Annotated in this window: 12 protein-coding genes and 1 tRNA gene; 8 read left to right on the top strand and 5 right to left on the bottom strand. The window is 64.4% G+C overall.

Annotation, left to right across the window (positions count from 1 at the left end; translation table 11 throughout):
* Positions 1-90: 90 nt before the first annotated feature.
* The gene (locus AKN84_RS12180) at positions 91-528 is read left to right on the top strand and encodes a hypothetical protein (protein WP_193399649.1); all 438 of its coding nucleotides are present in this window, start codon (positions 91-93) and stop codon (positions 526-528) included.
* 320 nt (positions 529-848) lie between these two features.
* On the opposite strand, the gene rlmB is transcribed toward AKN84_RS12180, so the two are convergent.
* A complete protein-coding gene (gene rlmB / locus AKN84_RS12175; RefSeq protein WP_050420940.1) occupies positions 849-1,676 on the bottom strand; it encodes a 23S rRNA (guanosine(2251)-2'-O)-methyltransferase RlmB in 828 nt (275 codons plus the stop codon).
* A gap of 194 nt (positions 1,677-1,870) precedes the next feature.
* On the opposite strand from rlmB, the gene AKN84_RS12170 reads away from it, so the two are divergent.
* The 3 genes from AKN84_RS12170 (at position 1,871) to AKN84_RS12160 (ending at position 4,644) form a co-directional block, all read left to right on the top strand.
* Positions 1,871-1,956: transfer RNA gene (locus AKN84_RS12170), tRNA-Tyr, on the top strand.
* Between the two features lie 388 nt (positions 1,957-2,344).
* Positions 2,345-3,418, top strand: coding sequence for an acyltransferase family protein (locus AKN84_RS12165; RefSeq protein WP_050420939.1), 1,074 nt, complete (start codon positions 2,345-2,347; stop codon positions 3,416-3,418).
* Positions 3,419-3,567: 149 nt separating this feature from the next.
* A complete protein-coding gene (locus AKN84_RS12160; protein ID WP_050420938.1) occupies positions 3,568-4,644 on the top strand; it encodes an acyltransferase family protein in 1,077 nt (358 codons plus the stop codon).
* A 127-nt stretch (positions 4,645-4,771) separates the two neighbouring features.
* On the opposite strand, the gene AKN84_RS12155 is transcribed toward AKN84_RS12160, so the two are convergent.
* The gene (locus AKN84_RS12155; protein WP_050420937.1) at positions 4,772-5,647 is read right to left on the bottom strand and encodes a LysR family transcriptional regulator; all 876 of its coding nucleotides are present in this window, start codon (positions 5,645-5,647) and stop codon (positions 4,772-4,774) included.
* 103 nt (positions 5,648-5,750) lie between these two features.
* On the opposite strand from AKN84_RS12155, the gene AKN84_RS12150 reads away from it, so the two are divergent.
* Both AKN84_RS12150 and AKN84_RS12145 read left to right on the top strand, forming a co-directional pair.
* Complete coding sequence (locus AKN84_RS12150) at positions 5,751-6,362, top strand: DUF1989 domain-containing protein (RefSeq protein ID WP_050420936.1); 612 nt, start codon at positions 5,751-5,753, stop codon at positions 6,360-6,362.
* Between the two features lie 23 nt (positions 6,363-6,385).
* On the top strand, positions 6,386-7,315 hold the full coding sequence (locus AKN84_RS12145; RefSeq protein ID WP_050420935.1) for a LysR substrate-binding domain-containing protein: 930 nt from the start codon (positions 6,386-6,388) through the stop codon (positions 7,313-7,315).
* Here the strand turns inward: AKN84_RS12145 and AKN84_RS12140 are convergent.
* Positions 7,296-8,180: a polysaccharide deacetylase family protein gene (locus AKN84_RS12140; RefSeq protein ID WP_050420986.1), complete on the bottom strand. Its 885-nt coding sequence runs from the start codon at positions 8,178-8,180 to the stop codon at positions 7,296-7,298. The two genes, AKN84_RS12145 and AKN84_RS12140, sit on opposite strands and share 20 nt — an antisense overlap.
* A 35-nt stretch (positions 8,181-8,215) precedes the next feature.
* Complete coding sequence (locus tag AKN84_RS12135) at positions 8,216-8,887, bottom strand: FMN-dependent NADH-azoreductase (protein WP_050420934.1); 672 nt, start codon at positions 8,885-8,887, stop codon at positions 8,216-8,218.
* A gap of 299 nt (positions 8,888-9,186) precedes the next feature.
* Here AKN84_RS12135 and AKN84_RS12130 point away from each other — a divergent pair, with 299 nt between their 5' ends.
* Complete coding sequence (locus AKN84_RS12130; RefSeq protein WP_050420933.1) at positions 9,187-10,647, top strand: purine-cytosine permease family protein; 1,461 nt, start codon at positions 9,187-9,189, stop codon at positions 10,645-10,647.
* A gap of 19 nt (positions 10,648-10,666) precedes the next feature.
* Here AKN84_RS12130 and AKN84_RS12125 read toward each other — a convergent pair whose 3' ends face one another.
* Positions 10,667-11,590 carry a LysR family transcriptional regulator gene (locus tag AKN84_RS12125; RefSeq protein ID WP_050420932.1) on the bottom strand — a complete coding sequence of 308 codons (924 nt, stop codon included), beginning with the start codon at positions 11,588-11,590 and terminating at the stop codon, positions 10,667-10,669.
* Between the two features lie 121 nt (positions 11,591-11,711).
* On the opposite strand from AKN84_RS12125, the gene AKN84_RS12120 reads away from it, so the two are divergent.
* Positions 11,712-13,067 (top strand): MFS transporter, encoded by a 1,356-nt coding sequence (locus tag AKN84_RS12120; protein ID WP_050420931.1) that lies wholly within the window; start codon positions 11,712-11,714, stop codon positions 13,065-13,067.
* Positions 13,068-13,092: the final 25 nt, after the last annotated feature.

Below are 13,092 nucleotides of genomic sequence, written 5' to 3'. Positions count from 1 at the left end.
TCAGGAGCCCTCGGACAGAGGGCCCTTCATAGCCACCAAGAGCTACGCGACGACAACAAGACCTACAGGCAAGATTTGCAGGAGAGAGTAATGCGTCAGATGATCAAAGGACTGATTGCGGCCGTGGCCGTCATGGTGACCGCGCCCGCAATGGCGTGCGGCTTCAACCCGTGCGGCTATTCCGCGCCCGTCGTGAACTACGGCTGCGGCGGCTGTGGTGGCTACGGCTATGGTTACGGCGGCTACGGCGCGGTCGAACGGCTGCCCGACCCGGATGCCGCCTATCCCGACACGGCGCAGCAGTACTACTACGTCAACCAGGGACCGGCCTACACCGGCCCGGGCAATTGGGCGCCGCGCCCGTACTACCGCGAAGGCTATGGCCGTCCGTATTACGGTCATCGCCACTATGGCTACCGTCACTACGGTTACCGTCACTCCTACCGGCCCTACCGTCCGCACTACGGCTATCGCTACGGCTACGCGCCGCACCGCTACGGCCATCCGGTGCTGCGCCGCTACTACTGATCCGGCGATTTGTCGAAGCCAGCAACGCCCGTTCGCATGACGCGAGCGGGCGTTCTTCGTTTGACAATTGAAGTCGGGCCGCTGCTGGAAGGCGCGCCGCATCCTCCGCAAGCGACCGCCGCAGGTGCGGGCTGCCAAAATATCGAAAACAACCCCATGCAAAGGAGCTGGCGGCGGCGGCGTTCGACCGGGCGACTTGACACGTCGGGCAAATCAGGGGTAGATTTCGAATATTCCGAAATCATGCAGGCGCCGCTTCGCAAGCGCCTTCGGCCCGCAAGTGCTCCCATCAGGCGCTGCGGCCCCATCCAGATATCAAGCTAACCCATCAGGCCGAGCCGGCTGGCGCCGATATAGAGCGCGAGCGCCGCGGCGTTCGACACGTTCAGGCTCTTGATCTCGCCGGGCATGTCGAGGCGGGCGACGACGCGGCAGGTCTCGCGCGTCAATTGCCGCAGGCCCTTGCCTTCGGCGCCGAGCACCAGCGCGAGCGGTTGTTGCAGTTGAACCTTGCCGAGATCCTCCGCGCCCTCGCTGTCGAGGCCGACGGTCTGGAAGCCGTGCTCGTTCAGCTCGTTGAGCGCGCGCGCCAGATTCTGCACCGTCACCATCGGGACCAACTCGAGCGCGCCGGAGGCGGACTTCGCCAAGACGCCGGTCGCCTCCGGGCTGTGCCGGGCGGTGGTGACGATCGCCTTCACCGCAAACGCCGCGGCCGAGCGCAGGATCGCGCCGACATTGTGCGGGTCGGTGATCTGGTCGAGCACCAGCACGATGCCCTCCTGCGCCAGCGTGTCGATGCCGGGCGAGGGCAGGGGATCGGCCTCCGCCAGCAGGCCCTGATGCACGGCATCGGGGGTGAGGCGCCGGTCGAGGTCGCCGGGCCGGACGATCTCCGGAGTGACGCGGGTCGCGATGTTTTCCTCGGCGAGCCGCCGCGCCGCGTTCTCGGTGAGGTAAAGCTTGCGGATCTGCCGGTCCGGGTTGGCGAGCGCAGCCGCCACCGTGTGCCAGCCGTACAGAATCACCGGCCCGTCGGAACCGGATTCGCGTTCCCGTCGGCCCTGCGGGCGGACGAATTTCGGCCCTTTTTGGAAGGGTTTACCGCCCTTGCCTCGGAAATTGGGTCTGCGGTCGCGATCGCTCATGTGAGGCTTGTGTCACGGCTCTCGAATATTGGCAATTTAACCCCCAAATAGGCGGCCCGCTTGGTTGACTTTGGGGACCGCCTTCCCCCATAAACGCGCCCGACCGCGCACCCGCTTCGGGTCGGCCGGTTATCAGCGTCATTTCGATGACCCGGTCCGCCGCCACTCGCGCGGCCGGTCTGATGCTGTTGGACGGGGGAGTGTCCCGAGTGGCAAAGGGAGCTGACTGTAAATCAGCCGCCTCATGGCTTCGCAGGTTCGAGTCCTGCCTCCCCCACCAGCTTCGCTCGCTTCGCGAGCTACGGCTCGGCAAGCCAGCAAAACTCCATCGTAGCGAAGTGAGCGAAGGCTGCCACGCCGAAGCCCAGAGGGCGAAGGCGGGCTGTGTCCGCAAAATCCGCTCGCTTCGCGAGCTACGGCTAGGCAGGCCAGCAAAACTCCATCGCAGCGAAGTGAGGGAAGGCTGCCACGCCGAAGCCCGGAGGGCGAAGGCGGGCCGTGTCCGACGCGCACCCGCGTCCCATCCGCGCCAACATCACCACTAGCGTCATGCGCCAATTGGTTAACTGATCATCCCGAATTCCCCGTAATCGCTCTGTCTGTCCCGATACGATCCACGGTGCTAAGCATCCATCGAACGGGGTGGAGTTCAGAAATCGGGCAGGGCAATGCGGCCGGAACTACGGGCATTGACTGGGTTGCGCGGAGTGGCGGCGATGGCCGTCGCGTTTGCTCACTTTCAGCTATTTTATCCCGGCTACGCCAACGCCCCCTTCATGTGGGGCAACGCCGTCGATCTGTTTTTCGTTCTCAGCGGCTTTACGCTGTCCTACGTCTATCGCCGCGAGGACTTCCAGTTCTCGAGCTTTTTCACGGCTCGCATCGCCAGGATCTATCCGCTCTACTTTCTAACCACGGTCATCGCCGGCGCAGCCATTGTTGTGCCGCAACAGCTCAATCCAACAACCTACCCGCTCAAGGAAGCGATATCGGACTTCGTGCTTCAGGCCTTGATGCTGAACGCCTGGCCTATCGGATCCGACGTTCATTGGAACGTGACGGCGTGGTCGATATCCTCCGAATGGTTCTGTTACCTCGTACTGTTCCCGCTGTTGCTCTACCGGAAGGTGGCAAGGTCGGCAGCAATGAGGCTGCTCTGTATCGTGGTGCTGTCGGCGACCTCATACTCCATCTTCGTGCGCTACTACGATGGCAACCTCGGCACTGCCCAGATCTACCATGCGAACAGCCAATGGAGCTATTGGGTCGCTCTTCTCCGGGGGGTCTTCGGCTTCACGGCCGGCTGGGTCGTCTTCGCGTGCTACGAACGACGCGACGGGCTCTACACCTTCTGCACGCAGGCTTCGGCGTTGATTTGGTCAATCTTGATCGTCGGCGTTGTCCTGGCATACCGCGATCTCCTCAATCCGCAGGCGCTGGTGTTCATCCATCCATTCGTCGTCCTTGCCGCGACCGACCAGGGATCGGCCACGTCGCGTCTGCTGGGATCAAGGCCGCTGCATTTTCTGGGCGTGATTTCGTACTCGATCTATATGACGCATTATATCCTCTTCGTGGGATACCTTGCTGTGTTCGGTCTGCCCAATGCTTGGTCAGCCCAGACCTACGTCCTGTTGGCCTGTACAACCCTTGCCGTCTTCGCAGGCAGTTTCTTCGAGCGGCCAGCGCGCGATGTCGTCCGGAGCCTTCAACGCTTGCGCCCGGCGCAGACCAGCGCGTGACAGGCAGAGCATTCCGTTGCGGCGGACGGCTGGTTCCACTCCACCTAAAGTTTAAGTGGACACCGCAATCGCGCTAATTGTGTGGTCGCTACCAGAGGTGGTAAGCACTCGCCCTTACGCGGGAAAACCCGCGAAGCAAGGGCGCGGGAATGCGGCAGGAGCTACGGGCGTTGACCGGGCTGCGAGGGGCGGCCGCTATGGCCGTTGCTCTCGCTCATTTCAACAATGCCTTTCCCGCCAATGCCGGCGCCGCGTTCATGTGGCACAACGCCGTCGACCTGTTCTTTTGCCTCAGCGGATTCACGCTGTCCTATGTCTACAGCCGCGAGACATTCCGCTTTTCAGACTATCTGACGGCGCGCATTGCCCGCGTCTATCCGCTTTATGTGGTCTGCCTGATCTCCGCCGGCGCGCTCTACGTGTGGCCGTACTTGGTCGATCCAGTCACCTATCCCGCTGGCCGCGCTGCCCTGGACTTCGCGTTGCAACTCACCATGCTGAATGCGTGGCCGGTGATCGGTACCGGCATGCACTGGGACGCGCCGGCCTGGTCGCTCTCGGCCGAGTGGTTTTGCTATGTCGTACTATTTCCGGTGCTGCTGTTCTGGAACGCACCGTCCACGGTTGCCACCAGGTTTCTCGGCATCGTGGTTTGCTCCGCTGTCGGCTTCTGGCTGTTCGCTCGCTACTATTTTGAGGGTAGCATCGGTCTGAGCGTTCCGGAAAGCCAGCTGAGCTACTGGGTCCCGGTGGTGCGGGCAACCTGCGGATTCGTGTCGGGCTGGCTCGCCTTCGCGAGCTTCCAGCGCCGTGACGGGCTTCATGCCGTGTGCACGCGATTTTCCGGCGCGATCTGGTGCGGCGTCGGGCTCATTGTGCTGCTGGCCTATCGCGGGCTGATCAACCCGCAGATGCCGGTGTTCCTGTGGCCGTTCGTGGTGCTCGCTGGGACCGGCGAGGATTCGCTCAGTTCACGGCTGCTTGGATCGAAGCCGATGCACTTCCTCGGCGTGATTTCCTACTCGATCTATATGACGCATTTCATCATCCTGATCACGTTCATGGCGAGGTTCGGCCCGCTCGACATCTGGTCCCCGGCGATTTTCGGCCTGCTGGCCGGAACGACTGTCGCCGTGTCGATCGGTACGCATTTCGTGCTTGAGGTGCCGGCGCGCGATGCGATCCGCGGCCTGCGGCGCTTGCGTCGGGCTCCGGCAAGCACGTGAGAAGGCTCGATCAAGCGAGGCCGCGCGGTGGCATGACATCACGCGATCGTCAGTCCGCATGAGGCTGCGGCGTCTGGCCAAGACGCTCAGGACTGGCAACGATCCACGGTTGGGTGCCATCCGATGCTCACGCCCGCAGCCCGCGCCGGAGCAATCCGGCGAAGTCCTGCGCTACCTGGGAGGGCGCTTCGTGCGTGGGGGAGAGGATGGCGATCTGGTACTGGATCCTCGGCTTGAACGGGCGAACGACAAGGCCCTCGGTGAAAGGCTTGCTCACCACCGGATCGACGATACCGACGCCACGGCCCTCAGTGACGAGCTGGCATGCGGTCGAGAAGAATTCCGTCTCCGCGACGACGTTCCAGCGTGCGCCATATTCGGAGAAGGCCGACGCCAGCTGCTGGTAGATCGGATCGCCGCGGAACAACGTCACGAACGGGACGCCGTCGAGGTCATCAGGGGTGATCTGCTTCAGCTTCGCGAGCGGATGCGCGTGCGGCAGCATGCACATGCAGTCATATGAGAACACTTCCATGTGCGAGGTCGGATAATCGAGCGGCAGCTCGGCGACCGCGAGATCGAATTGCTGCGTCGAGATCAGCTCCCGGACGGTCGCGGAATTCCGCGTGATGATCTTGATCTGCAGCTCCGGCTTATTTTTCGCGAATTGCGACAGCAGCCGCGGCAGCAGGTTGATCGAGATGCTCGGATAGGCGGCGATCGCGAGGTGACCGCGCCGGCCGGACCTGATCTCGGCGGCAACGCGCGACGCGTTCTCGGCAGCCTCGAGCGCGCGCGCCGCTTCGACATAGAACAGCTTGGCCTCCGGGGTGGGTTGCAGGCGGCCGCCGCGCCGCACGAACAGGTTAAGGCCGGTCTCGTGCTCGAGGCCTGCGATCATCGTGCTGATCCCGGGCTGCGACATGCCGAGCAGTTCGGCCGCTCTCGTCATGGTGCCGTGGAGCATCAGGGCGCGGAAGCATTCAAGCTGTCTGAGGCGCATGGGACGACTATACGAATACGTTATAATGGACACAATTAATATTATTAGAATTACATGACCGGCGATGCTCCAATGGCGCGACAGAGCCTTGAGGAGACATCACATGACCGCTGCAACCGCCGATCTGACCCGCGCCCGCCTGATCCCAGCCCGCAACGGCGTGGCGGCCCGTCTGAAAGCGGGAGAAACCGTCACCGTGGTCAACACCCATGGCAAGCAGGTGGTCGACACCTGGGCCTTCAATGCCGGCGACGCCGGCGAGTTCATGTCGATGGAGCACAGCCGTGCATCGATGCTGCGGCTCATTCCCCGCGTGGGCGATACGCTGACGACCAATAGGCGCCGCGCGATCCTCACCTTCGTTGCCGACACGACGCCGGGAATCCATGACACGCTGATCGCGGCCTGCGATATTCACCGCTATCGTCAGCTCGGCGCCGCGGGCCATCACGACAATTGTACGCAGAATCTGGCGCACGCGCTGGAGGCGGTCGGTCTGCCGGCTGCGGTGACGCCGGCTCCGCTGAACCTGTTCATGAACGTGCCCGTCACCGACAATGGAGAGTTGGACTTCAAGTCGCCGGTCAGTGAGGCCGGGCAGTATGTGGCGCTGCGTGCCGAGATGGACCTGGTCATCGTGTTCTCCGCCTGTCCGCAGGACATGGTGCCGGTGAACGACATGCGGCCGACCGACGCGCATTTTCTCATCGCCTGACGCGGCCGCGCGGAGAACCGATCATGCGCAAATTGCCGCCGCTCAATGCCGTCCGCGCGTTCGAAGCCGCGGCGCGCCACGAAAGCTTCACCGCCGCCGCCAACGAACTCTGCGTCACGGTGACGGCGATCAGCCACCAGGTCCGGCAACTCGAAGCGATCCTCGGACACAAGCTGTTCGAGCGCTCCGGCCGCGCGGTCGTGTTGACCGCGGAGGGTCATGCGCTGTTCCCGATGCTGCGCGACGGCTTCGACCGCATGGCCAGCGCCTTCGCCGCGATCCGGCCGCCGGCCGACGGCGATGCGATCACGGTGTCGACCACGCGCGCCTTCGCCGAACGCTGGCTGATGCCGCGGCTCGCGCGCTTCAACGCGGCGTTTCCTCACCTCGTGGTCCACATCGATGCGACCGAAGAGGTGCGGGCGCCGGGCACTGAGGGCGTCGATCTGGCCATTCGCTACGGACGCGCCGACCGCGCCGGCGAGTCATCGGTGCTGTTCAGCGATCGCTACATTGCGGTGGCGGCAAGCGCGATCTGTCCGCCCGGTGCCCGTCCAGCCATCGACGACGTCCGTTCGCGCTCGCTGCTGGCGTTCCGCTGGAAGAACGCCGCGCTGGATTCGCCGGCGTGGTCGGCGTGGCTTGCGGAGGCCGATCATGATCCCGGCCGGCATTTTCGCATCTCCTGGTACAGCGAGGAGCCGCTGGCGTTGCACGCCGCAGAGCGCGGGCTCGGACCTTTGTTGTGCAGCGACGCGCTAGTGGACGAGCAATTGCGCGAGGGCACGCTGCGCCGGCTCGACGGTCCCGCCCTTGCAGGCTTCGCCTATCGCCTCGTGAATGCGCCGACCGCTGCCCGGCGCAAATCGGTGACGGCGTTCATCGATTGGCTGCGCGGGGAGGCCGCCGCATTTCGCGCGGCTCCCGGACCAGTCATGACACGGGCTGCGTGAAGTAGGGCAGGGCCTCGACGCGGACCTGGTAGGTGCCTGCCTTGACCAGGCCGTCGAGATGCGCCGCGATTTCCTCGAGCGATGCGAACCAGACCTTGCGCTCGGCAACGATCCGCTCGAGCCAGCGCTCCACCACGCGCCAGCGGGCGAGCCGGCCGGTCAGGAACGGGTGCCAGATCCCCATCCAGAATCCGCCGGCCTCATAGGCGGCCTCGAACTCCTCGAAGGAGGCGGCAAGGCCCTCGCTCGGCGATTTGACCGGCATCATGTAGCCGATCTCCGCGTAATGGGCGAAAGGCGGCCAATCGTCCGAACCCCAGTGCGGCGGCATCTCGTAGAGCGAGCCGCGCGCGGTGCGCATCTGGTACGGGATGTCGTCGGCCATCAGCGACGAATCGTAGACAAAGCCATGCTCGATCAGGAGGTCGATCGTGGTCTGGTTGGCATTGTAGACCGGCGCGCGGTAGCCGCGCGGCTTGCATCCGGTCATCGCGACATGAATGGCGAGGGCGCGTTCGAAGGCCTCGCGCTGCGCCGCCGACGAAATCTCCGTCGGATCTTCATGGATGTAGCCGTGATGGCCGATCTCGTGGCCATCCCTGAGGATCGCCTCGACCGCATCCGGATAGCGCTGCATGGTCCAGGCCGGCATGAAGAACGATTGCTTGAGGCCGAGGCGGCGATAGGTTTCCAGGATGCGCGGCACGCCGACGGTCGGCCCGTATCGCCCCATGGTGATCGGATAGAGCCGGTCGAAGGAATCCTTCGGCCGCGCGATGTGAATCAGGCTGTCGGCGTCGACGTCGAACGTGATCGCGCAGGCGCAGCGCGCGCCGTTCGGCCAGGGGATGGGATTCTCTATCATCGGATCATCCTCGTGCAGCCGGCAGCCCGGGCGCATCATTCCGCCGCGACATTAACAGGCCCGTCGATTCCAAGACACTGCCGGACCAGCACCGGGATTGCGGCAAAGGCGTCGGCGAGCGACCGCCGGTAGCGTTCATCGTTGAATTCCTGATAATCGACCGCGATCAGATGGCTTTCCTGCACCCCGAGATAATGGGCGCAGGTGAAGATATGGGTTTCCAGATGGTTCATGGTCTCCCGCACCCCGCCGGGGCCGAAGCCGAATTCGCCGCGCGAGCTCAGCACCACCAGCGTCTTGCCGCGCATGATCGGATCGAGCGGAAAGTCGCCGCGTGCGAGATCGAAGCTGAAGGTCTTGTCGATCCGGATCACCTTGTCGAACCATGACTTCAGCGCCGCCGGCATGCCGTAATTGTGCATCGGCGCCCCGATCACGATCACATTGGCGCGGTCGAGCTCGTTGATCAGCTCATCGGAGAGACGAAGCTCGTCGTGCTGCTCCGCCGTGCGGTCGCCGGGCGCGGTGAAGGCCGCGGCCACCCACGCCTCCGTGATGAGGGGCGGTGGATTGCGGCCGACGTCGCGCGAGATGATCTTGGCGCCGGGCTCGTGCGTGAGCCAGTGCTCGACAAACGATCTGGAGAGTTTCCGGCTGACCGAACGGTCGCCGCGCGGACTGGCATCGATATGCAGAAGTGTCGTCATCCCTGACCTCGGTTGATTGGGGGCAATGCGTCCGCTCCACAATGACCGAGCGCCGCCTGCGGCGTGATTGACGAATCCGGCAGGCGAGTTGAGAAAATCTCAACAGTGAAGCGGCGCGCCATTGTGGCGCGGTGTGCTGGCCTGGTCGCGGCCCGATTTGTTCATATCCGTAATGCAAACTTCACTCTCGATATGGCCTCAACCCGGCTTGAGGAATTCTCATTATCGTCTCATCGCCCCCTGCTGCTCAGATGCCCCATCCCGGCCCAAACCAATGCGCCGGAACAAACGGGGGAAACATGTTGCTCAAGCAGACACAGCTTCCGGCGCAGGATGAGGCCGGCTTCGATGCCCACGGAATTGAGCCGGTGCCGGCGGCGCACCGCACGTCGTCTTCATCAGATCAGTTCTGGATCTGGACCGGCGCGAACATCGCGCCGATCAACTGGGTGCTGGGCGCGCTCGGCATCCAGCTCGGCCTCAGCCTGCTGCAAACGCTTGCCATCATCGTCGTCGGCAATCTGTTCGGCGCGGCGCTGTTTGGCGCCTTCTGCCTGATGGGACACCGCACCGGCGTGCCGCAGATGGTGCTCGGCCGCCTCGCGTTCGGCCGGCGCGGCGCCTATCTGCCGGCGCTCGCGCAGGTGCTGATGCCGATGGGATGGGTTGCGATCAACACCTGGATCGTGCTGGACCTCTGCATGGCCGCGCTCGAGCGGATGGGAATCGGCGACGGCGTCGAGCTCAAATACGCGATCGCGGTGCTGGTGATGCTGTTCCAGGTCGGCATCGCGGCTTGGGGCTTCAATGCCATCAAGGTGTTCGAGCGCTACACCATGCCGGTCATTCTGCTGATCATGGCCGTCATGACCGCGCTGGCCTTCCTGCGCGTCGATATCAAATGGCAGTCCGCTGGTGTGACCGGCATGCCGGCATTCGCCGCGGCGACGCAGCTGATGACCGCAATCGGCATCGGCTGGGGCATCTCGTGGCTCACCTATGCCTCCGACTATACGCGCTTCACAAGGCCCTCGCTCGGCGCCGCCGGAGTGTCCCGGGCGACATTCCTCGGCATGTTCCTGCCCACGGTCTGGCTCGCCTTCCTGGGCGCTGCGATCGCGTCCGCCGGCGCCGGCTCCGATCCGTCGAAGCTGATCATCGCAGCATTCGGCACCATGGCGCTGCCGGTGCTGCTGGTGCTGCTCCATGGCCCGATCGCGACCAACATCGTCGTGATCTACTCGGCGGCGCTGTCGTCGCTGGCGCTCGATCTGCGGCGGCCGCGCTGGGTGATTTCGGTGGTGTCCGGCCTGATCGCCTCCGCGATCCTCTATGGCTTCCTGCAGTCGGGAGATTTCGCCCATGCCTTCGACAATTTCATGGTCGCCCTGATCGTGTGGATCAGCCCATGGGCCGGGGTCACGCTTGCCGATTTCTACCTGGTGCGACGCGGCCGCATCGACGTCGCGTCGCTCTACGAGAAGCCGGGTCGAGGTCGTGATTTCAACTGGGCCGGGCTGATCGCCTTTGCTGCCGGCTTCGTGGCGGCATGGGCGTTCCAGATGGGCACGATCAAGGCGATGCAAGGTCCGCTGGCGCTCGCGACCGGCGGGGTCGATCTGTCGTGGCTCACGGGGATCGGCGTAGCAGCGGTGAGCTATCTGGCGCTGCATCGGCTCTTTGGACGTCCGCTGGCGCGGAGCGGCGCGTTGCCGGCTGCGAACGAGGCATCGATCGAGCCCGCGCCGACATCGACCTGACGGGGCACACCTTGCCTGTTCATTCCATCCGCGCGAACAGCTCCACCAGCGTGTCGCGCAGCCAGCGCTGCGCGGGCACGGTGTCGTTGCGCTGGTGCCAGAACAGGCTGACGATGCGCGGCGGCGCCGGCAACGGCACCGGTACCGCATGGAGATGGGGTGCCTGGCGGGACTGCGCGCTGAGATCGCGCGGCAGCACCGCGATCAGGTCGGACTGCCGCACGATCTCGTAGGCTGCATTGTAGTGATTGACGATGGCGACGAGGTTGCGCGACAGCCCGCGCGAGGCGAGGAACTGATCGTAGGTCGGCGCCGTCCGGCCCGCGAGGCTGACATCGACGTGCTTGGCGTTGAGGAAGCTGCGCACGTTCAGCCGGTTCCGGTTCGCAAGCGGGTGATCGCGCCGCATGAAGCAGGCATAGTCGACCGTCCACAGCGAACGCGAACGGATCAGTCCGGGATGCTGTGCCTCGTTGACATACACGCTCAGCACGCAATCGACTCGGTTGTCCTCGAGCTGGTCGGCGATCCCGATGATGGTGTTCGGCGCGGTGCGCAGGCGCGCGGTCGGCGCCATCTCGGCAAAGCGGTTCAACAGCGCCGGCATCACCAGCGACGCCACATAGTCCGACATCGACAGGCTGAACTCGGTCTGCGCGCTGCGTGAATCGAACACCTTCTCGTCGAGCGCGCCGCGGATGCTTTCCAAGGCGCCGCCGATCGGATCCCACAATGCCACGGCCCGCTGCGTCGGGCGGATTCCGGTGCCGGATCGCACGAACAGCGGATCGCCCAGCGCGTCGCGCAGCCTCGCGAGCGCGTTGCTGACCGCGGGCTGGGTCATCGTCAGCGCGCTGGCGGCGCGGGTGACGCTGCCCTCGGTCATCAGCGCCTCGAAGACTTTGAGCAGGTTGAGGTCGAGCGTGCGGAAGGACAGGGGCAATATTCACCGTGGTGATGTACCAGATAACAATTATAAATTATTCTCATAATGCCGATTTGTCTATCATTCCCCGGCTGACCCTGCGGCGTGTGCCGATCGCGGGGCGGAGGGGGGCTATTTCATGTCGATGATTTCGGCGCGCATCGAGCGCCTGCCGTTCGCGCGTTTCCATGTGCACCTGCTGCTGATGGGCGGCCTCGGCTATCTGTTCGACGCGATGGATGCCGCGGTGCTGGCGTTCATCCTGCCGGTGCTGCGCACCGCTTGGAACCTGACCAATGTCGAGACCGGCGTGCTCGGCAGCAGCACCTTCGTCGGTTATCTCTTCGGCGCGCTGCTCGCGGGGACGCTGGGCGATCTGATCGGCCGCCGCGCCGTGATGATGTCGGCGCTGGCACTCTACAGTGTGGCCTCGCTGGTAAGCGCTGCGGTGGACAGCTGGCCGGCGTTCTTTGCCGCGCGCGTCGTCGCCGGCATGGGCACCGGCGCGGAAAGCGCGATCATCGCGCCATATCTCGCCGAGTTCGTGGCGCGGCGTTACCGCGGCGCCTTTACCGGCGCGCTCGCCGGCTTCTTCTCGTTCGGCTTCGTCGCCGCCGCCTTGCTCGGCTATTTCATCGTGCCGGCCTACGACAACGGCTGGCGTATCGTGCTCGTCATCACTGCCGTGCCGGTCGTGATGCTGCTGTGGTGGCGGAGGTCGCTGCCGGAATCGCCGCGCTGGCTGGAAAGCCGCGGCAGGGCGAAGGAAGCCGAAGTGGTGCTCGACAAGATCGAGGCTGTCTTCGCGCGCGAAGGCCGCGTGCTGCCGGCTCCGGTCCCCGAGCCCGCGCTGCCTGCCGTATCGACGGGAACGCTGCTGAGCAATTTTGCGGCGCTGCTGGCCGGCCGCCAGGCCCGCATCACCACCATGACCTGGATCATGTGGCTGTCGATCACGTTCAGCTACTATTCCTTCTTCGTCTGGATTCCGGGCCTCCTGGTGCAGAACGGCATGAGCATCACCAAGAGCTTCGGCTATTCGCTCGCGATGTATTGCGCGCAGGTGCCGGGCTATTTCACCGCCGCCTTCTTCAATGAAAAGATAGGACGGCAGGCGACGATCGCGACCTACATGCTGCTCGGCGGCGTCAGCGCGCTCGGGCTCGCCTTTGCCAAGAGCGATGGCGAGATCATGACGGCCGGCCTGCTGCTGTCGTTCTTCATGAACGGCACCTATGCGGGCGTCTATGCCTATACGGCCGAGGTGTTCCCGACATCGATCCGCACCACAGGCGCAGGCCTCGCATCCGCGATCGGCCGCATCGGTGCGATCGCAGCGCCGATCCTGGTCGGCTATCTCTATCCGAACTTCGGCTTTGCCGGCGTGTTCGGCGTCACCACATCGGTCCTCTTGATCGGCGCGCTCACCGTCGTGCTGATGGGTGTGCCGACGCGCGGCCGATCACTGGAAGAAATTGCAAGCAAGACCGCGTGACCACAGCGGCGTCCTGACAGGAGAT

The organism is Bradyrhizobium tropiciagri, assembly GCF_001189845.1.
Lineage (GTDB): Bacteria > Pseudomonadota > Alphaproteobacteria > Rhizobiales > Xanthobacteraceae > Bradyrhizobium > Bradyrhizobium tropiciagri.
Note: the sequence above shows the minus strand (reverse complement) of the source record. Positions and strands in the feature narration are given on the sequence as shown.

Coding starts and splice junctions, on each gene's coding strand:
- AKN84_RS12135 (WP_050420934.1), bottom strand. CDS start 8,887: ATGACGACACTTCTGCATATCGATGCCAGTCCGCGCGGCGACCGTTCG.
- AKN84_RS12180 (WP_193399649.1), top strand. CDS start 91: ATGCGTCAGATGATCAAAGGACTGATTGCGGCCGTGGCCGTCATGGTG.
- AKN84_RS12150 (WP_050420936.1), top strand. CDS start 5,751: ATGACCGCTGCAACCGCCGATCTGACCCGCGCCCGCCTGATCCCAGCC.
- AKN84_RS12130 (WP_050420933.1), top strand. CDS start 9,187: ATGTTGCTCAAGCAGACACAGCTTCCGGCGCAGGATGAGGCCGGCTTC.
- AKN84_RS12160 (WP_050420938.1), top strand. CDS start 3,568: ATGCGGCAGGAGCTACGGGCGTTGACCGGGCTGCGAGGGGCGGCCGCT.
- AKN84_RS12140 (WP_050420986.1), bottom strand. CDS start 8,180: ATGATAGAGAATCCCATCCCCTGGCCGAACGGCGCGCGCTGCGCCTGC.
- AKN84_RS12120 (WP_050420931.1), top strand. CDS start 11,712: ATGTCGATGATTTCGGCGCGCATCGAGCGCCTGCCGTTCGCGCGTTTC.
- rlmB (WP_050420940.1), bottom strand. CDS start 1,676: ATGAGCGATCGCGACCGCAGACCCAATTTCCGAGGCAAGGGCGGTAAA.
- AKN84_RS12145 (WP_050420935.1), top strand. CDS start 6,386: ATGCGCAAATTGCCGCCGCTCAATGCCGTCCGCGCGTTCGAAGCCGCG.
- AKN84_RS12155 (WP_050420937.1), bottom strand. CDS start 5,647: ATGCGCCTCAGACAGCTTGAATGCTTCCGCGCCCTGATGCTCCACGGC.
- AKN84_RS12165 (WP_050420939.1), top strand. CDS start 2,345: ATGCGGCCGGAACTACGGGCATTGACTGGGTTGCGCGGAGTGGCGGCG.